Below are 19,904 nucleotides of genomic sequence, written 5' to 3'. Positions count from 1 at the left end.
TCCGTGGAATATTCTTGACTTAAGATTATTTTTCCACATGATATTAAAGGCATTTCTAATTAAATATAAAGTTAAGGCATAGTCGAAGTTTAAGCATTTCTAAACAATAGGTCTAGGTAATTAAGCAAGTACTCTAGAGCCGTATTGTTAAGTAAATAACTTCTCAAGTCAAGATACTTACTTACAAATTCCCCACTTAACCCCCTAATAACATTATCAATATCATCAGTCCTATTAGCCATCCTAAAGCTAAACGGTACATCTAAACCCAGTGCCTCAAGGGCCCTTAACTTCAAGTCCTGAGACCCATTAATGAGTACTCGTCTAAATTCTTGTTCATTAAAGGACCTGGCAACGTACCCATCATACCCAGACTCTATTAGAATATAATCAATTATTCTGCTTAGGAGTGCTAAGCTACCAGCCCTACTATACTTCCTGTTAATCAGTTCATCAGTTATAATCCACTTAGACATTAACACTGGGTCATTATGAGCCTTAGCCGCTGCTATTAGCCTTAGTATTGAGTACTCATCATCATTCACATTAATCCTAATTGATACGACATCTTCAATATCCAATGATGATTGATCATCAACGTATATCACTAGTACTTCACCAGGCTTAATCCTGCTTAATGCCTCATTAATGAATTCTTCACTAATCACCATTTAATCATTAATCACCCTTAAGCTAATAAATAATTCCTCAAAGCGTGGTGTTTAGCAACCTAATGGGGTTAGGTTTATAAATTCGAAATCAGTATCGTTATCGGAATCGAGTATGAATGAAAATTTATTTAATAGCAGGTGGACTAGTGGTAATGAGGTAATACCAATGAGAAGTAATGCTAGACTATACTTAAAGATAGCGACACTACTGGTTGGCGCCACCTCAATTATTGAACTCCTAACTGGTGTAATCATGAATGTACCAGTGCTTATTGCTGATGGCTTACACACCATGCTTGATGTAGTCATACTGGGTTCACTGTACATTGGACTTGGACCAACCTTAAAACCACCTGACATGGATCACCCCTACGGGCATTTTAAGTACAGGTACTTATCAATGTACACTGTAGCAATAATAATAATGGGTGCATCACTTTGGTTAGTGGCGGAGGCCATTATTAGCATTATTAAGGGTGTTATCGAGAGGTTGCCATTAGATTCATTGTACGTTATTATTGCTGTTGCTGGCCTAGTGCTGAGTAGGTTACTTTACTTAAGGATTGGCTACATTAAAACAGGTGACTTAATACTTAAGCTTGAGTTTAGGCACGCCATTGCTGATTTACTGGATGCATTACTAATAGCGGCAACACTGGTAGTCTCACTGATAATACCCATTATTCAACCCGTAGCCGTCATGGCGATTGCAGCATACCTAATGTACCTGGGGATTAATTACTTCAGGGAGTCAATAAATGTATTGCTTGATCAAATTAACCCAGGCGTAGTAAGCAGGGTTTACAGCATAGCTAGGGATCATAATGTATCCGTCTCTGATGTTAAGGTTAAGAATACTGGTAATGGGTATGCAATAGACCTTATTGTTAAGGTTCCAGGTTGGTATAGTGTTGAGGATGCTCATAGAATCGTGGATAAGCTTGAGGATGATATAATGAAGAGTATACCATCAGTCGTATCAGTGAACACTCACGTTGAGCCGGCTTAGTTTTCAGGAACCAGCCACTGCTATGTAATGGTGCTCTAACCCATGCGTGAGGCCTACTATGTCACTGACCTTAAGGTTGGATAGGAAGTTAATGTATCTTTCATAGTAATCCTCAGGTAAACCGTATAAAGGTATTATCGAGTACATTTGCGCCAACCCCTCCGGTGACTCCGTCCTAACCGTTAATCTACCCCTCTGATTACCCTTAATCATTTCAACATCATGATCAGTCACTGTGCTCATTGATTCAGTGGTCTTAAGTATTAGCTCCTTAACCTCATTAACATGCTTCTCCCTAGTGCCCGCTAAGGCAACAAGGAACCCAACACCACCTAGGGGTACGTATGTTGAGAAGGCGTAGTAGGCTAACCCCCTCTTAACCCTAATCTCCATGTAAAGCCTACTAATTAAACCCATGCCACCTAGAAGGGTGTTGAAGGCCATGTAGTTGAAGACCCTGCCATATATTGAGTCAGCAGGATAGGCAACAGCAATGGTGTTTTGAACCTTACCACTCAACTTAACGTTAACCTCCCCATCCCCATACCCCTTCACGCTGGGCCACTTGGGATTAGCTGGAGAGCCGCCAATATCCACATCACCACCCACTACGGTCACTGAGTAGTAGGCTAGGTTATCCAGTGCCTTCCTCACATCCTCAGGCTTAATTCTACTTAAGTCAACCCCAAGGAGAACCTCAGGGTGATTCCCATATGGTGAATCAGGCATTAAGCCCCTCAATGCCTCAGCCATTGCTCTCGCCGTAGTATCCTCCCTGGCTACGTTAACCTGCGTTGACGCCTCATTGATTGCTCTACCCAGTAGGCTTAAGTCAATCTTAGTTAATGCATCCCAAAGGCCCTTGAGTAGGGTTGAATTACCCCTATGCGTCTTTATTGATACTGTTAATTGATCCCACGAGTTATTGAATGATACTGTTACACCATTCTTCTCCAACTCCATGACCCCCCTAGACCACTTCCATAGGTTAACCAGAACCCTTGATAATCCCGGTGTATCTTCATTAACTAGGCCAAGGTTCAACTTAACGTCAACAACAAGTGACTCACTCCAGTGACTTATCTTCATTACCTTAGCCATAGTAAACCACCACTGCTGATTTTATAAGTTCCTCCACATGATTAACGTAATCCTCAGCTCCCAGGCCCTGGGTATTATTCATTAACTTCACCAGGTATTCAGGATCATTGGCGAATAATTCACCTACACCATATAATTGACCAAGCTTACTGGGTGAGTCAACTGTGTTGATTAACCTAGCCTTAATCCTAGCAATGGCACTATTAACCTCATCCACACTGGGTTTCTCTGAAATAACCTCAATTAACCTACTATAGGCCTTATCAGGATCCTTAACACCCCTCAACACTATGCCGTAGGGTCCATTCATGTATGTTAACTCGTAACTAGCATAGACACCTGAGGCTACACCCTCCTCAACAAGCCTATACAGCCTTGCGAACCTAGGTATTGATACTGGTTCACCGGCGGTTAAACCATAGGCTAATCTCCTATCACCAATTAGAATGAAGTCGACGAATAATTGTCTTGAGAAGCCTTGAGCATTATGTAAACCAGGTGACTTAAATAATGCGAGAAGCCTAGGAACCAGTGTTGACCCCTTCATGGTTACTTTAATAATGCCATTGAATTGCTCATCCCAAGGCTCCACATCACCCCTAATCTCCCCAGGCTCAATACTACTGAAGTAGGATTCAGCAAGCTTCTCAACACTACTCTTACTTAACCCACCCACAGCCACTAGGGTTGCGTTGGATGGATTATAATACTGCCTATAGTAGTTGTATAATTCATCCCGTTTAACGGTCTCAAGATCCCTCCTAACACCGATAACCATGTGCCTATACGGGTGTGAATCCCACATTTTCCTACCAGCCACAAGCATCATCCTGGATTCCTCATCATTCTCATTCATGTCGAATTCACTCAGCACGATATTCCTCTCAAGCTCAAACTCATTCTCAAGGAATAACGCATCCCTCATCCTCTTGGCCTCAATCATGAAGCCTAACTCAGCCTTATCCACTGGTAGAACTTCAACATAGGCTGTTGTATCGTAGGAGGTGAAGCCATTGAAGTACCCGCCAACCCCCTCCACTAACTCATCAATGCTCTTATCAAGCCCCTTAATGCTCCTGAATAGGACATGTTCAACAAGGTGGGAACCCCCATATATGCCATCCCTCTCATTCTTAGCTCCAACATTATAGAACATGTAAACGGCCTCAACCTCACTGTTAGGTATGTGTGAACCAACAACTCTTAATCCATTACTAAGCCTCACGTTGAATACGCTCATGGTAGAGTACTGTAATTAAGGATTTAAAATGTTTAGGCACTGTGCCTGATCACCGTGTTTATTTTAACCAATAGGGTTATTTAACATTAATGAGGTTAATTAACCAATGCCTTTATCATTCTTCAATAGGAGAGAGGATAAGATTAAGAGGAAGATGGAGTCCTATAGAGGGTGGAGGGTTATTGATGATAATGGTAGGGAATTAGGGTTAGTTGCCTCAGTGGATTATAAGGTGAATCGTGATGGCAATAACCTGAAGGTAATAATAACTGGGGTAAACGTGAGTAGGGATGGCCAAGTCACTAAGTACAGTACGGCTAATAACGTGCTTAAGTTCAATGATGAGGAGAGGATTATTATTGTTAAACCTAAGAATGAATTAGAGGCTACCATTAATGATGTTAAGGCTAAACTTGAGGATACTGTTAATAAGTTAAGGAAGGTTAATGAAATGCTCCTTAAACTAGGCGACGTAATGCTCAACATGATTAGTAATAATGAGAAGATTCCACAGGATTTAGTGGATAAATTCAGGAAGATGCTTGAGAATGAGAGGGAGAGATACGTTAGGGAGTGTGATGAGAGAATCGAGAAGTTAACTAGGATAATAGGTGAATTAGATGCCAGAATTTCTGAAATGGAGGCTGAGTATGGGGAACTTAAACTGAAGAGTGAAATAAGTCAACTTCAAGATGAGGATAAGGTTAAGCTCACGGCGCTTAAGGATGATTTAGATAAGTTAAGGGGGATTAGGAATGAGATAACCATGCTGGTTTACAAGTATAGGGGTGAATGCATTTAACCAACCCTTAACCTAACCTTAATATTACTTAGCCTTAATTGATTATCAGTGTTCCTGAAGTTAGGTTCCCTTAACTCATTAGCCCTCTGGAAAGCCTTAATCAACCCCTCAAGATCCCTACTCTTAATTAAATCCCAAACTCTAACTGACGGGGGCTTATAGAGACAGGTCTTAAGCCATCCATCACTGGTTAACCTCATTGTTGTGCAACCGGCGCAGAAGCTTGGATTCATGTAATTCTTAACAACCTCAACCTTAACCCCATCAACACTGAGCAGGGGCCTATTATGTAGATCAACCCTACTTCCAAGGAATCTTCCACGCTCCATAAGTTGCTTAACCACAGTGTTTAAGTCCACGTAATTCTCATCGAAATTCACCTCCCCATACCCAACAGGCATTAATTCTATAAGTTGTAGTGAGAAACCATGCTTCGCAGCGAAGCTTATTAAATCATCAACCTCATCAACGTTAACCCTGGTGACAACCATGTTAAGTTTTATATTAGTGAACCCAGCATCCTTAGCCTTCATTAACCCATCAATAACCTTATTAAATACCTTAGGGCTTGTTCCAGTTATGAAGGCGTACCTCTCAGGCTTAAGACTATGCAGTGATACGTTAAGCCTCATTAAGCCAGCTTCATGAAGCCTTGAAGCCAATTCACCGAGGAGGTAGCCATTAGTTGTTAAGGATAGGTCCTTAGGCTTCCTTAGACTTAACTCCTCAATTATCTTAATAATATCCCTACGTAATAATGGTTCACCACCAGTTAACTTAAAATCCATTACACCAATCCTCATAGCCGCCTCAGCGGCGAATCCAATATCCTCAGGTGTTAGTGATGGTACATGCCTACTTTGACCCTCGAAGTGACAGAAGAAGCAATTGAAGTTACATTCACTATCAACCACAATCCTAAGCTTCAACAATGGCCTACCATACCTATCAATCAAAACCACGTCATCAGCTTCACTTAACTCATTTTTAAATGCTTCTAAGTTAACAACATCGTGTTGAATTCTTTAAAAATAAGCACACCTATTAATGAGAAGTGAGGTACTCGGTTAAACCACGTAGGTTAAGGGAGGGGTCAACAATAATGCTCATAGCCCCATCAGCACCCCCAGGTTACCCAGGGAGTGGTTCAGGACTCAACACCAGTATTGATTACCTTAGGAAGAGAGGCTTTAGAGTGGTTCTTGGGGATACAGTTAAGTTCGCCTTAAACAAGGGCTTCCACTCAGCACCAGATGAGGTTAGGGCTAGGGACATTATGAACGCCTTCACTAGGGATGATGTGGATGCAGTATGGTGTTTAAGAGGCATGAGCGGGGCCTTTAGGGTTATTAGGTTCCTTGATTACGAAGTAATTAAGGAACACCCCAAGGTTATAGTGGGTTTCAGTGATATAACAGCCCTGCAGACTGCAGTGTATGCTAAGGCAGGAGTCCCATCGCTACAGGCCCCAATGCTTGACCTTAATGTAACATCCAGTGAGCATGGTTTAAGTAGGTTCAAGAGGGATGTGGATGCGGCTTTAAGTATACTTAAGGGTGAGGTGATTGAGCTTAAGCCGCTTCAAGATGGGCCATTTCCAAGAATAATAACGCCAGGTAAGGCAAGCGGTGTAATGATTGGTGGTAATTTACTGAAGTTCCTTCTTCCTCAATCAGTACCAGGTTTCAGAATTAACCCTGAGGGTAAGGTACTCTTCATTGAGGAGATAGCCCTGCAGATACATAGGCTTGACGAATACTTAACGGCACTGGGCTTAATGGGGATTCTAGGGGGTGTTAATGCTATTGCCTACGGTGAAATACCTGAACTAAGGGAATGGCAGGTTGGGGGAAGTGTTGTTGAGTCTATTACAGAGGCTACCAAGACCTATAACCCTAAGGCCCCCTCCTTCATGAATTACCCATGCTGCCATGGTGGGGATCAACAGGGCTTAAACACGTACCCAGTGCCCTTAGGTATTAATATTGAGGTTAACGCTGATGAGGCTGCGTTAATAATGAAGGAACCCCTCGTGGAGTGAAGGCAATGAGGCTTAAATATTCCCACTAAGCCCACAACAAGTGGTTAAGGTAGTGTTAGGAATTGATGGGGGTGCGACTAAAACAGAGGCCGCGGTATTATCCTATGATGGAGTATTATTGGCCCTTGGGCAAGCTGGGCCATCAAACCCAGCGGCATTACCAATTAATGAAGTCTGCAGCAACATTTCAGCAAGCGTGGTTAACGCATTACGTAAAATTAATGATAACGTTGAGGTCGCTGTCTTAAGCCTATCCATGGCCGGTTACCTTGGTGGTGCTTGGGATAGCGAAATAAGGAACTGCTTAATGAGTGAACTGGGTGATTACGTTAAGGATGCTAGAATATACATTACTGAGGATATTGAGGCAGCCCACGCCTCAGCCTTCTTAACCGGTGATGGGGTGATAGGCATATTGGGTACTGGTAGCAACTTTTACGGTAAATACGCCGGTAGGAGAGCTAGGGTTGGTGGTTGGGGGCATTTAATAGATGATGAGGGTGGGGCATACCACATTGGGGCCTTAGGACTATCAACAGTGGTGAGGTCATACGACGGTAGAATTGGGGAGACGATACTAGTTAAGTATGCCTTAAACCAATACTCAGTCTCATCAATTGAGGAATTGATTGCTAAGGTTTACTCAGCTAAGGATGTTAAGGGTGCAATTGCCTCCTTTGCTAAAAGTGTCTTTGATGCGGCTAGGGAGGGTGATAGGGAGGCTTTATCAATACTTAGGAGGGAGACTGAGGAAGTTGCCTTAGCATTAACAACAGTGATTAAGAGGCTTGGCGCCCTTAACCTACCCATAGCATTAATGGGTGGAACATATATGGCTAATAGGGATCTATGGAAGCCTATGATTGAGGAGGAGTTGAGTAGGCTAATGGGTAGGCAGGTAACCATTGGTGAATCATTGATAAGACAATCCTGCGCAGCATCAGTAATACCCATCAACACTGGTGAACGCTTTAGTGGCGATTACTTAACTAACATTGTTAAATCCTGCAGTGTTAAGCATGAGTAATGGATTCAAGCAATGTACTCTTCATTAACTTAAACACAACTTAACACATGTGGGATACAGGTTAAACGCTTTTAAATGTTTAAACCTAGGTTCAACAATGGTTGAGTCCAAGGTTAAGGATAAGTCATTGGCGGCTAAGGGGAAGCTACAGATTGAGTGGGCTGAATCACACATGCCAGTGCTAATGGCTATTAGGGAGAGATTCATTAGAGAGAAGCCACTTAAGGGTATTAGGATAGCTGCAAGCCTCCACGTCACTAAGGAAACCGCAGTCCTGGTTAAAACCCTAGCAGCAGGTGGGGCTGAAGTTTACTTAGCCCCAAGTAACCCACTCTCCACTCAAGACGATGTTGCAGCAGCCTTAGTGGAGGAGGGTATTCATGTATATGCTTGGAAGGGTATGAATAATAGGGAGTATTACAACGCAATAGGCTTCGCTATATCCTCTGAACCAGACATAACCCTTGATGATGGTGGTGATGTGGCTGGTACACTACATAAGTTGGCCCTAGGGATTACTGATGAATCAGTTAAGTACGCCCTTGAAGTAGCGGGTAATAGGGATTACGTAGGCTTAACCAGGAAGATACTTGGTGGTACTGAGGAAACAACCACAGGGGTTATTAGGTTTAGGGCAATGGAGAAGGATGGTAAGTTAATGTACCCTATAATAGCTGTTAACGACTCATACACCAAGTACCTCTTCGATAATAGGTATGGTACCGGTCAATCAACCTGGGATGGGATAATAAGGGCAACAAACCTACTCATTGCAGGAAAGGTAATTGTGGTAGCTGGATACGGGTGGGTTGGGAGGGGGGTTGCAATGAGGGCTAAGGGACTTGGAGCAAGAAGAGTCATTGTTACCGAGGTTAATCCAATAAGGGCCCTTGAGGCTGTTTTCGAAGGCTTCGAGGTAATGCCAATGAGTGAGGCAGCTGAAGTAGGTGACATTTTCATAACAGCCACAGGCGACATAAGGGTTATAACCCTCAACCACATGTTAAAGATGAAGGATGGTGCAGTATTAGCCAATACAGGCCACTTCAATGTTGAGATTGATGTAGAGGCCCTTGAAAAGAACGCCAAATCCAAGAGGGAGATAAGGCCGTATGTAGTCGAGTACCTTCTACCTAACGGTAGGAAAATATACCTAATAGCGGAAGGCAGGTTAGTTAACTTATCAGCCGCAGAGGGTCATCCAAGTGAGGTAATGGACATGTCCTTCAGTAATCAAGCATTGGCAGCTGAGTACATTTTAAGGAATAAAGGTAAGTTAACGCCAAGGGTTTATAGGCTACCCCAGGAAATTGATGAGGAGATCGCTAGACTTAAGTTAACGGCAATGGGTGTTAGGTTTGATTCCCTAACGGAGGAGCAGGCTAAGTATATTTCAAGTTGGGAGACAGGTACGTGATGATTATTGAAGTTATAAAACGAGACAGCGTTAGGGTTAAAACCATTAATAGCAATACCTCCCGTGGGCCCTGGTGATGGTTTAAGTGAATTAGAGAAAATGATACTAGCCCACATTTATAAATATGGCCCAGACACACCATGGCTACTCGCCAGAAGACTCCTCGGTGCAGCAGGCTGGAGTCCAGTAGTTCCTGAGGATGAGGTTGAGAACGCTTGTAGGCATCTTGTTCAACTTAACCTGCTTCAGGAGTTCAGGGGGAGTCTAAAGGGTAGGGTGACTAGTTCGGTTAAACCATGGCTTAAGGTTAAGCAGCATAACCCTGAAAGAAGGGGAAGGGGGATTTACTATGATTTAACCAAGGAGGGTAGGAGGGTGGCTGGGTACATTTGGAAGAATGAAGTGAGGGATTTATTGACTAGGAACCGTGGTAAGAGGTAATGAGCATTAGGTACAGGATAGTATTGTTAATTATCCTATGTACTTAAGCATCCTGTAGGCATTACTCCACAACACCTTCTCAGCCTCATCACCCAGTATGCTGTTGAGTACGCTTAGTTTTTCAATGGACTCAAGTCCACTTATTACTTCATCAGGGTACATTCCAAGGAAGTCAGTACCTATTGCCACGTGTTCCCAACCATAGTTCTCACCAATATACTTAATGTTATCCACCACACCCTCAATGCTTGGTTTAGGTAGTAGGGATGGTATTGCAGTAACCCCTATGACTCCACCAGTCTTAACAACAGCCTCAATCATTTCATCATCAAGGTTCCTACGGGAATCCTTAAGCTTCCTAACATTAGCGTGACTAACTATAATTGGTTTCCTGGATACTGAAGCGGTATCAAGCACGGTTTGCTTACTTGCATGGGCTAAGTCAATTAACATGCCGAGATCATTAGCTAACTTAACTAATTCCTCACCCTCACCTGTTAAGCCGTAATCCTTCCTTGAATTGCATGATGCAGCAAACTTAGTATCATAATTCCAGGTTAATTGAATAACCCTAACACCAAGGTTCTTAAGTATATACAAGTCATACACGTCCCTTAATGCATCAGTCCCCTCTAGGGATATGATGAAGTTAACACTACTTAACTCATCATCAGCGTCTCTAATTATCTTAACCAATCCCCTCCTCTCCAGGTAGTAGTAGAATTTAAGGTGATCAAGTATTAGGTCAAGTGAAAAGTGAGTTGGGTTTGTTGCCCTACCATAGAGTGCTTTAATCTTATCCGCATCTTCATTCCACGTCCTAACATGGGGGTATATTGCCGCGAAGACTAATGCTTGGTCAAATTTAGCTAATTGAGCAATACTTGATTGAGCTGGGCCATTAATAGTATCATTGAAGTATTGTGATGTTCCCCATGATATGTCCTCATGTAGATCAGCAATCCTCATAGTAGTTGCATTGCCTCTAAGCTTTAAAGCTATGCCTTATTTAGGTAAACTCAGTTAAGCTTTAATTCAGTAGCCAGTCACTGATTAGTGCAGTTTAAGTTAAATGCTTCGATAGAATTAGTACTATTAATTGCATACGCCCTAATGTGGTCGGTGGTGCCGCTTTACGCATTATTCTCAGTCTACATCCTCTACGCCAGCGGCTTAACTTTAATTGAGATAGGCCTATTCAGCACATTATACAACATAGCGTCCATGATGGGTCAATACTCATTAGGCTACTTATCAGACATAGTGAAGAGTAGGAGGAGGGTAATTATTATTGATTTACTCACAGTATCCCTCATTACACTGCTCCTAATGTTAAACCCACGGGTGAACTACTATATGGTGGCGTCAGTGCTTATGGGGTTTCTGGCTGGGGGTTTCTCAACGCTAATGTTGGCTTCATCATCAGAAATATCGGTAATTAGGCTGGGTAGGAATATTAGTGTTGTTAGAATTGGTGGAGCCATTGGTTGGATAGGGGGTAGTTTAATAATACCATTGATAATAGTTAAATCATCATTAAGGTACGCCCTTGTATTCGCCTTAATTGAAACACTAATAGCCTTCACCATAGTTGCCTTAATGCTTAAGGAAACCTACTCCACTAGATTCACGGCTAGGCTTACCTTAAGCACATGGACTGCTCTATCACTCTACTCCTTAATAGCTGGATTAACAATATCATCAGCATCCTGGTTCCTACCAGTCTATGTATTTACTCAACGTGGTTCAATACTATATTTGGGTGAGGTCATTGCTGCTGGTGCGGCTGCTGAAGTACCAGTAATGATTATTACGGGTAAGTTATTTGATAGTAGTCTAATGTTTAGGAGGTACTTATTCATTATTAATGGTGCAGTATTATCACTAGCCTTCACGTTATACTCCCTTGTACCATTGAATACCCTGTATTTAGCTCAAGTGATTAGGGGTATTGGTTACGCATTATTCATTATATCAACACCAGCATTACTCATGAGCCTAGGCGTAGAGAGGGGTAAGGGATCAGCGGTCTTCTTCACAATGTTCTCAATGGGTTCAATACTGGGTGGGTTAATTGGGGGCGCTGTCTCAACGGTTATTGGTGTGAGGAATCTATTCATACTATTATCCGTGTTCTTCCTAGTAGTTTCATTAATAATGAACATGGCATTGAGGAGTAGGGTTAATGAGCTTCAGCAGAGTTTAAAGGATTAAGGCTAATGCGGCTTTACGACTTAACATATCTTAGAAGCAGCTCCCTACTCTTGGCAACACCAGTGTCATAGTCCTCCCTACCCTCATACTCCAGTGAAACCCAGCCATTGAATCCGTGATTCCTAAGCATGTTGAAAACCCTATCATAATCTATGTCCAAAGTATACCATACCCCACCACCGAAATATGTCTTGGCGTGAACCATTGCAGTGTAGGGTGCTATCATTTCTAATTGCTCGTAAGTATCCTCAATGAAGTTACCAATATCCATTACCGCCCTAAAGTACCTTGATTGTATATCATTAAACATCTTAACCATATTAGAGGCCTTACCTGAAATCCCCCAGTGGTTCTCAAGGCCAAGTATTATTCCTAAATCCTCCGCTGTGGGTAGTAGACTTCTTATTGAGTCTTCAACCCACCTTAATGCATCCTCCTCACTGTAGCCAGGTAATGGGGGTTCCTTACCCTTATTCCTCATTAACTCATCAAAACTCTTAATCGTCCTCCATCTACCTGAATTAATCCTAATTATGGATGCGCCAAGGATGTAGGCCGTGTTCAGCCACTTCTTCACTAATTCAATCTCCTTATCCCTTGAACCAGTGAGTGGGTTAACGAAGTCATTGTGAATAGATACTGCGTATATGCTTAATCCAAGGGTGAAGGCTGTTCTCTTAACTTCCCTTAAATCCCCCTCATTAAGTCCCCTTAAATGATCCTCAAGAATCTCAACACCACTGAACCCATGTTTAGCAGCCCTCTCTAGGTAGTGGTTAATGGGCATTTTCTCACCCTCAAAGTGCCAGAAGGAGTATGTTGAAACCCCTAGGTTCATAATGTATTGCGCTTAAGCCTACTATTTAAGTATTGTTATCCTCTTAAATTATACTTGAGAATTAGCATTGATTTACCGAACCTGGATAATACATTAGATAAACCCTCCGGTTTCCTTTCACTTAACCATAGTTTGGCGTATGCATCAATTATGCTCCAGTAATCATCAGCCTTAGCCTCACCCTTAATCACCCTTAAGCCAAGCTCCATCATGCTTCTAATTAACTCTAGGCTCTCAGGGAGTTTCACATCACTTATTTCATCAAGTATCTTACTCCACTCATCCTTAATCATTTCCTTAGCCTCATTACTCATTGTACTTAACCTATCCAGATATATTACGTTCTTAATATTATAGGATACTATTCCCTTACCAAATAATTTACGGGCCTTTAAAACACCCTCATCCTCACCACTTAACCTAATCCACTTAGCCTCCCAGTCACCCATACCCTCAGCTATCTCCATTGAAGCCAGTATCAGGGGTGTTAGGTATGTGAATAGGCATTCCTCACCATCATCACCCCATGCTGTTATTAAGAATCCACTTAACCCCCTCTCCTTAGCGGCTGTTAGGAAGTTCTTAACATTAGTTAATGCCCTCTCAAAGTCTGGGTAGAACCTATTCCAGTTTGATAAACCAGGGCAGGCTAATTGATTACTGTAGTGCCCAACCTTATCAATCATGTTTCTAAAATCCTCGACACTCAATGGTTCATAATTCCAATTAGCTATAATTACCTCATCCCACAACTTATCATTAATAACACTCTCCCATATGCTCCTCTCCTCACTGGGTAAGTATATGCCGGTTAACATATCACCCCAAACCACGGGTACTTTACCATACTTCTTAACCATGTTTAATATAGCCCTATAATGCATTAGGTATAATTCAGGGCCCTTAAAGACGAAGCCAACCTTATCAAGACTCCTACCCCTACCCAGTGACCAGGTTTCATCACCACCCACGTGTATTAGCCTTGATTTACTGGTTTCGAGTACATCCTGAAGTAACCTTAATGCGAAGGCCCTCGCATCCTCACTGCTTGCATCCAATGTACCATCCCGTGGAACCCACCAAAGTTCCTTAAACCTACTGTACTTCGGTAATGATAATATATTCTCCATGTGACCCAGTAACTCTAATGATGGTACAACCTCAATACCATATGATTCACCGTAATTAACTATAGTGCTCCACTCCTCCTCACTTAACCTACCCCTTAAGGTACCTATATCTGGATAACTCCTCCATGGGTAAAGATCCTCTAGGTAAATGAAGAAGTAATTATACTTAAGTAAGAAAAGCCACCTAATAATGCTTTTAAAAGTCTCAACATTCGGCACACCACCCCTGGCTATATCCAGGTGGAAGCCCCTAATCTTAAAGCTAAACTCCTCATACACCTCAACACTGGGTATGAAACCCCTCCTCTGCATTGTTAATTGAATAATGGTTGCATAGCAAATATACCTATTCCCCCTGGCATCTATTAAACCATCATTAACATTAATTGAACAATGATCACCCTCCTCCTCACTCAACTTAATTACCCAGGAACCCTTAGGTATATTGAAGTCGGAGGCTATGTTATCGGGCAGGTTACTGAAGCCGTCGAATCTAAACCATTCACCATTAAACTGCAATTGCTTAGGCTGCGGCACTATTAAAATCTCTTCGTCTGCACCCATAGTTACCGGCATGCGGTGGCCTTAATAAGCTTTAGAATCTATAGGTTAATTAATAGTTATGTAAGTTAATTTTAACCTAACTCATTACGCTTAATTAATTATTCATAATTAAGGGAAAACATTAAATGGGAATACTTAAAAATATTGAAGTATTGTGTACAATTATGGATCCCTGTAGAACCATTAGTTTCTTCGCCATTGAGAATGAATCATTATTGAAGACTGCAGAAGTTATTTTAACTACAAAGGTCTCAATAAGTGGGTTAACGTATAACTTAACAATAAGACGACTACCATTAAGTGCAATCACCCTTAGTATTGAGTTAACCGAATCCAGTGGGGTTGCTGAATCTAGAAGCATTAACACTGGTGTTGGTGAATACTCAATAATCATTGACACTAATCCATTATCCTTAACAGTGTTGAAGAGTGGTAGAGTAGTGTTTAGTAATAAGGTTGCACTAGGCCCTGGTTACTTTCATAGGGTTAACAATGAATTACATGTACCATTCTCAATAAGCCCAGGTGAAGGTATTTACGGTATGGGTGAGTGGTTTGGTAGACTTAATAAGGTTGGGCAGAGGCTTGAGGTATATGTTGTTGATCCAGGGGGTTTACCTAATGATAAAACTTATGTGGCCTACCCCTTCTTCTGGTCCACTGAAGGCTATGGGTTACTCATAGACACTTACTGCCGTGTTATGCTTGACTTCGGTTCAAGATACCTTGGAGTGGGGGAATTAATAATACCCAGTAACGTTAACATGTATTTGATCCTATCCAATGAACCGAGTAAAATCATTAAGGCATTCTGGGAACTCACAGGGCATCCTGAAGTACCACCCCTATGGTCCTTCGGCGTCTGGTACAGTTTATGGAGGGGTTCAGGTTACATTTACTCCGATTATAAGACGCAGGATGATGTTGTTAAATTCGCTGAGGATGTTAGGAGGCGTGGTTTACCCGGTGATGTTATTCACATTGATCCAATATACACCATTAGGCCCCTTAGAGCATCCTTGAAGAGGTTTCTCAAGAACCTTGGACTTACTGATGATGAGATTAAGGAACTTGAGGAGTACCATAGGGTTAACGGGAGGTGGAATTATAGACCACTCCTGGAATACATTAAATCCAAGTGGCCGGATAAGTATACTGAGTTAATTAACAAGTACCCATTCACAGTCTCAGACTGCACCTTCGAGTGGCATGATGGTTTCCCAAACCCTAGGCTAATGTTCAGTAGGCTTCATGAGCTTGGATTCAGGGTAAGCATATGGGTTAACCCATATGCAGCAGTGGGTAGTGAATGGTTCAGTGAATTAAGTGAGCGTAACCTACTGGTTAAGGTTAATGGTAGGCCCATGGTTGAGACACCAGCCTTCATTAAAGGTGAACTAGTTGACTACAGGATGTTGACTGATGACTTCGGGGCAGTGGACTTCACTAATGATGATGCCTGCAGGGCTTACTCAGAGAGGATTAGGCAGCTGCTTGAATTAGGTGCAGACACTATTAAGACTGATTATGGTGAAGGAGCCCCTGAAAATGGTGAATACTCAGTGGGCATTAACCCATGTATACATAACCTCTACCCAGTGCTTTACAATAAAGTGGTTTACGAGACCATAAGGAGCCTTAAGGGTGAGCCCATTGTATGGGGTAGGTCAGGGGGATTAGGTATTCATAAGTACCCAATAAGGTGGACCGGGGACCCTGACTCCACACCAAGGGGTATGGCTGCGTCACTCAGGGGTGTGTTATCAATGGCTACCTCGGGAATAATGTACTCAAGCGTGGATATTGGCGGCTACGGTGGTAAACCCACGGTTGAGCTTTACGTTAGGTGGGCTCAAATGGGGCTCCTATTAAGCCACAGTAGGTTCCATGGAGTAAGTGAGAGGGAGCCTTGGAGTTATGGTGAAGAGGCCTACAGTATAGTTAAAGGATTCATTAAGCTTAGGTACTCCCTAATACCGTACATTTACTCCCAAGTCATTGAGGGTTTAAGGACTGGTAAACCACTCGTTAGGCCACTTGTAATGGATTACCCCAGTGATGAGGTCACCAGGGATATTGAGGATGAGTATATGCTTGGCGAGTACATGTTAATAGCCCCAGTGTTCTCAGGGGATGCTAGGTCGGTTTACCTACCTGAGGGGAATTGGTACGATTACTGGAGTATGAGCATTATTAGGGGTCCAACCACTATTAATGTTCACTCACCGTTAAGTAGGGTACCAATCTACGTTAAGGATGGGGCCTTAATAGCGTACAGCGCGGTTGATTCAATGAACTTAACCACTGATGTACTCAACAACCTACTTGTTGAGGTTTACGGTAATGCCGGTGAATTTAACATAGACTTAGGTAGATACGGTAAGTTAACTGGTATACAGGTTACTTATGATAAGGTTTACTCAATGGGTGGGTTTAAGATACGCTTCATTAAGGCGTCACCCCATGGTCTAAGCTCTTAACGTAGTTTGTTTTTTAAATAACCCCACGGTTGGAGTAAGTATGGCTAAGGAGGATTCGGTGACTAAGAAGATGGCTCAATTAATTAGGCAGGGGGCAATACTAACCCAGTACACCTGCCCGGTATGTGGGACACCGTTACTTAAGCTTAAGAGTGGTAATTACTACTGCGCCAACTGTGATAGGGAGGTTGTTGTGGTTAAGAGTGAGGAGGAGGAGAGGGAGGTTAATATTAAGTATGGTTTAATCAATGTAAGGGATGTAGTCTTCTCTAAAATAATGGAGTTATCGAAGGAATTACCTAAGGCTAGTGATATTGATGAAGTAAACCACTATGCAGTAACCCTAACCAACCTACTCAACGCCCTCAGTATGATTAACAAGCTTATTAATGAACAGGGTAAGCAGGTTAAGTAGTAACATTATGCTTACGTTTAAATTCCTATTAACCACGGATAAAGCTAATGAGTGCCGTTGAGGCCATTAACCTTAGGAAGAGTTTCATAAGCTATGAGAGGGTTGGGTTGATTAGGAGGAGGAAGGTTAAGGTTAATGCGTTAAACGGTGTATCATTAAGCATTAAGTGGGGTGAGGTGTACGGCTTATTAGGCCCCAACGGCGCTGGTAAGACCACCACGGTTAAGATTCTCTCAACACTATTAATACCGGACTCAGGGTTGGCTAGGGTTAATGGTTTTGATGTTGTTAAGGAGGCTAGGAGGGTTAGGGGGGTTATAGGGCTTGTGCTTTACCCTGATAAGGGATTCTACTCGAGGCTAAGCGGCTTCGAGAACCTGGTTTACTTCGGTAGATTATATGGGTTAAGTAGGGGGAAGGCTGAGGAGAGGGCTGGGGAATTACTTAAGGTAGTTAACCTTGATTGGGCATCCAATAGGCCTTATGAGGAGTACAGCCTAGGTATGAGAGCTAGGTTATCCATAGCCAGGGCCCTTATACACGATCCACCTGTGGTTTTCCTAGATGAACCAACAATAGGCCTAGACCCGGTGTCGGCTAGATCAATTAGGGGCCTCATTAAGAGCCTTAAGAAGGAGGGGAGGGCTGTATTACTAACTAGCCATAACCTATGGGAGGTTGAGGAGGTTTGCGATAGGGTTGGTATAATCAGTGAGGGTAGGGTTTTAGTTGAGGGTTCACCAAGGGATATTAAGGATAAGCTTGGATTAAGATACGTTATTGAGGCTGAGGTGAATGGTGATTCAGGAAGCAGTGTAATTAGGGTTGAGACCACTGACCCAGTGGCTGAGCTTAGGAGGATAATGCTTGAGGCTGAGGGTAATGGGCTCAGGATAAGTAGGATTAGGGTTAATGAACCAACCCTGGAGGAGGCTTACATTAAGGTGGTCTCCAAGTGAGGCTCACTGATAAGCTTAGCTTATTTTGGGCAATAATGATTAATGAGTTTAAGATAGTCTCAAGGGAACCTGGGGGATTAGTAATACTCATAATAATGCCCTACCTAGTGGCGGGTGGAATGGCAGCCATGGCGTCCTTCTTCACCAGGGTTAACGGTGTGGATTTCATTAGGCAATTCATAGGTTTTGAAATAATAATGGTGTCAGTAATAATGGTTCAGACAGGGGCGAGATTCCTTAATGAGGAGAGGAGTGGGGGGAGGCTTGAGGCACTTATGGCTACCCCAGTAAGCATGTATGTTGTGCTTTTCGCCACATCAATGGTAATGGTGCTTGTCAACGTAGGGGCATACGTTGTGGCTTCATTACCCATAATTTACAGTGCATTCGGGTTAAGTGGGTTAATTAGGTTAATACCATCCATGGTAATAGTCATCATAGGGTTAATGCCGCTTTACGGCATTGGTCTTGCATTAGCAGGGGTAGTGATTAGGATTAGGGATGTGGATGCCTTAATGAATGTAGTCACATCATTAATAACAGTGCTCTCGGGTGCAACGTACCCATTATACGTATTACCCAAGTGGGTTAACGCAATAGTTGTGGCTATGCCGATGTATCAGCTTTACCAAACCACTATAAGTGTAGTATTGGGTAATGGATTATCAGCACTAATATACGGTTTAGTAGCCTCAACGGTGGCCTACCTAATGCTTGGGGTGTTCACTTATGGTAGAATCGAGAGGAGCGTGCTTAAGAGCGGTATTAGGTAAAGTAGCCCTGGAGTTTGAAAGGGGGGTTAGGGTACTGTTCTCTAAACCAGCCGAGAACATAGCGTTCATCGTATCTACACCACTTTGGTTAGCATTCTTCATACTAACATTAAGGGGTTATGGAGTGATTGAATTAAGTACAATTGATCTTCAATTATTCCTCTGGGTCGCATACGCCTTTTCACTATACACGACTTGGCTATGGTCCTTCGGCCACGGTATAATGGATGAGGGTTATGATGGAGTCTTAGAGTACGTACTAGCTGGGGGAGAGGACTTGCTAATTCACTTCATTGGCTGGGGATTATCATTAATAACCTACGAGTTAATGGACTTGATTGTAATAATGGGAAGTTTCGCAATACTCTTCAATACTGGGGTAAGCCTAATTAATCCTTCATTACTTGCATCATCAATAGTATTAGTGACATTAGAGTTATTATTCATTTCAGTGATTTACTCAATGTTGGTGATAAGGCTTAAGTCTAATTGGGTTATAACAAACATTATTCAATTCATACTACCAACACTAGGGGGCTTAATACCAGGGGAGGTTAATGGTTATGTTAAGGTCATTAATAAGTATTCACCAATAGCTTACCCAGTGGTTCTAATGAGGGAGTCAGCATTAGGTATTAATGAAATTAACATGCCGATTACACTTCAATTAACGTACTCAATAATCATGATAATAGTACTGGGTGCATTAGCGTGGATTATAGTTAACATAACCACAGCAAGGCTTAGGCGCAGTGGTCAATTAGGTCTTTACTAAATGCTCC

Annotated in this window: 19 protein-coding genes; 12 read left to right on the top strand and 7 right to left on the bottom strand. The window is 42.4% G+C overall.

Features of this window, described 5'->3' with window-relative positions; genetic code table 11:
• Positions 1-89 precede the first annotated feature (89 nt).
• Positions 90-671 carry a hypothetical protein gene (locus tag CMAQ_RS08600; protein WP_012186716.1) on the bottom strand — a complete coding sequence of 194 codons (582 nt, stop codon included), beginning with the start codon at positions 669-671 and terminating at the stop codon, positions 90-92.
• A gap of 166 nt (positions 672-837) precedes the next feature.
• Between CMAQ_RS08600 and CMAQ_RS08595 the strand changes: the two genes are divergently transcribed.
• Positions 838-1,680, top strand: a complete 843-nt coding sequence (locus CMAQ_RS08595) for a cation diffusion facilitator family transporter (RefSeq protein WP_198002070.1) — start codon at positions 838-840, stop codon at positions 1,678-1,680.
• 3 nt (positions 1,681-1,683) lie between these two features.
• Here the strand turns inward: CMAQ_RS08595 and CMAQ_RS08590 are convergent, their stop codons facing one another.
• Positions 1,684-2,781 (bottom strand): M16 family metallopeptidase, encoded by a 1,098-nt coding sequence (locus tag CMAQ_RS08590; RefSeq protein WP_012186714.1) that lies wholly within the window; start codon positions 2,779-2,781, stop codon positions 1,684-1,686.
• Positions 2,774-4,021: a M16 family metallopeptidase gene (locus tag CMAQ_RS08585; RefSeq protein ID WP_012186713.1), complete on the bottom strand. Its 1,248-nt coding sequence runs from the start codon at positions 4,019-4,021 to the stop codon at positions 2,774-2,776. Before CMAQ_RS08585 ends, CMAQ_RS08590 begins: the two co-directional genes overlap by 8 nt.
• 106 nt (positions 4,022-4,127) lie before the next feature.
• Here CMAQ_RS08585 and CMAQ_RS08580 point away from each other — a divergent pair, with 106 nt between their 5' ends.
• Positions 4,128-4,823, top strand: coding sequence for a GumC domain-containing protein (locus CMAQ_RS08580; protein WP_012186712.1), 696 nt, complete (start codon positions 4,128-4,130; stop codon positions 4,821-4,823).
• Here the strand turns inward: CMAQ_RS08580 and moaA are convergent.
• The gene (moaA, locus tag CMAQ_RS08575) at positions 4,820-5,785 is read right to left on the bottom strand and encodes a GTP 3',8-cyclase MoaA (protein WP_012186711.1); all 966 of its coding nucleotides are present in this window, start codon (positions 5,783-5,785) and stop codon (positions 4,820-4,822) included. The genes CMAQ_RS08580 and moaA overlap by 4 nt on opposite strands.
• Before the next feature lie 92 nt (positions 5,786-5,877).
• Here moaA and CMAQ_RS08570 point away from each other — a divergent pair, with 92 nt between their 5' ends.
• The 4 genes from CMAQ_RS08570 to CMAQ_RS08555 all read left to right on the top strand — a co-directional run bounded on the left by CMAQ_RS08570 (position 5,878) and on the right by CMAQ_RS08555 (position 9,749).
• The gene (locus CMAQ_RS08570) at positions 5,878-6,864 is read left to right on the top strand and encodes a S66 peptidase family protein (RefSeq protein ID WP_012186710.1); all 987 of its coding nucleotides are present in this window, start codon (positions 5,878-5,880) and stop codon (positions 6,862-6,864) included.
• Positions 6,865-6,904: 40 nt separating this feature from the next.
• Positions 6,905-7,891 carry a BadF/BadG/BcrA/BcrD ATPase family protein gene (locus tag CMAQ_RS10470; protein WP_012186709.1) on the top strand — a complete coding sequence of 329 codons (987 nt, stop codon included), beginning with the start codon at positions 6,905-6,907 and terminating at the stop codon, positions 7,889-7,891.
• A 97-nt stretch (positions 7,892-7,988) separates the two neighbouring features.
• On the top strand, positions 7,989-9,308 hold the full coding sequence (gene ahcY / locus CMAQ_RS08560) for an adenosylhomocysteinase (RefSeq protein ID WP_012186708.1): 1,320 nt from the start codon (positions 7,989-7,991) through the stop codon (positions 9,306-9,308).
• 99 nt (positions 9,309-9,407) lie between these two features.
• On the top strand, positions 9,408-9,749 hold the full coding sequence (locus CMAQ_RS08555) for a hypothetical protein (RefSeq protein WP_048063055.1): 342 nt from the start codon (positions 9,408-9,410) through the stop codon (positions 9,747-9,749).
• Between the two features lie 30 nt (positions 9,750-9,779).
• On the opposite strand, the gene CMAQ_RS08550 is transcribed toward CMAQ_RS08555, so the two are convergent.
• Positions 9,780-10,718 (bottom strand): dipeptidase, encoded by a 939-nt coding sequence (locus tag CMAQ_RS08550; RefSeq protein ID WP_012186706.1) that lies wholly within the window; start codon positions 10,716-10,718, stop codon positions 9,780-9,782.
• 87 nt (positions 10,719-10,805) lie between these two features.
• Here CMAQ_RS08550 and CMAQ_RS08545 point away from each other — a divergent pair, with 87 nt between their 5' ends.
• Complete coding sequence (locus tag CMAQ_RS08545; protein ID WP_012186705.1) at positions 10,806-11,963, top strand: MFS transporter; 1,158 nt, start codon at positions 10,806-10,808, stop codon at positions 11,961-11,963.
• Positions 11,964-11,976: 13 nt separating this feature from the next.
• Here CMAQ_RS08545 and CMAQ_RS08540 read toward each other — a convergent pair whose 3' ends face one another.
• The gene (locus CMAQ_RS08540) at positions 11,977-12,801 is read right to left on the bottom strand and encodes a sugar phosphate isomerase/epimerase family protein (RefSeq protein WP_012186704.1); all 825 of its coding nucleotides are present in this window, start codon (positions 12,799-12,801) and stop codon (positions 11,977-11,979) included.
• 35 nt (positions 12,802-12,836) lie between these two features.
• Positions 12,837-14,495 carry a beta-N-acetylhexosaminidase gene (locus CMAQ_RS08535; protein WP_048062778.1) on the bottom strand — a complete coding sequence of 553 codons (1,659 nt, stop codon included), beginning with the start codon at positions 14,493-14,495 and terminating at the stop codon, positions 12,837-12,839.
• A 164-nt stretch (positions 14,496-14,659) separates the two neighbouring features.
• On the opposite strand from CMAQ_RS08535, the gene CMAQ_RS08530 reads away from it, so the two are divergent.
• The 5 genes from CMAQ_RS08530 to CMAQ_RS08510 are packed head-to-tail and all read left to right on the top strand — an operon-like array spanning position 14,660 to position 19,897.
• Entirely contained in the window at positions 14,660-16,975 is a 2,316-nt protein-coding gene (locus CMAQ_RS08530) for a TIM-barrel domain-containing protein (protein WP_048062777.1), read from the top strand.
• A gap of 40 nt (positions 16,976-17,015) precedes the next feature.
• Complete coding sequence (locus tag CMAQ_RS08525; RefSeq protein WP_012186701.1) at positions 17,016-17,390, top strand: Sjogren's syndrome/scleroderma autoantigen 1 family protein; 375 nt, start codon at positions 17,016-17,018, stop codon at positions 17,388-17,390.
• Positions 17,391-17,437: 47 nt separating this feature from the next.
• Entirely contained in the window at positions 17,438-18,349 is a 912-nt protein-coding gene (locus CMAQ_RS08520) for an ABC transporter ATP-binding protein (protein WP_012186700.1), read from the top strand.
• Positions 18,346-19,122 (top strand): ABC transporter permease, encoded by a 777-nt coding sequence (locus tag CMAQ_RS08515; RefSeq protein WP_012186699.1) that lies wholly within the window; start codon positions 18,346-18,348, stop codon positions 19,120-19,122. Before CMAQ_RS08520 ends, CMAQ_RS08515 begins: the two co-directional genes overlap by 4 nt.
• Entirely contained in the window at positions 19,079-19,897 is an 819-nt protein-coding gene (locus tag CMAQ_RS08510; protein WP_012186698.1) for a hypothetical protein, read from the top strand. The genes CMAQ_RS08515 and CMAQ_RS08510 overlap by 44 nt, the downstream gene beginning before the upstream one ends.
• Positions 19,898-19,904: the final 7 nt, after the last annotated feature.

Source organism: Caldivirga maquilingensis IC-167 (assembly GCF_000018305.1).
GTDB classification, from domain to species: Archaea; Thermoproteota; Thermoprotei; order Thermoproteales; family Thermocladiaceae; genus Caldivirga; species Caldivirga maquilingensis.
Note: the sequence above shows the minus strand (reverse complement) of the source record. Positions and strands in the feature narration are given on the sequence as shown.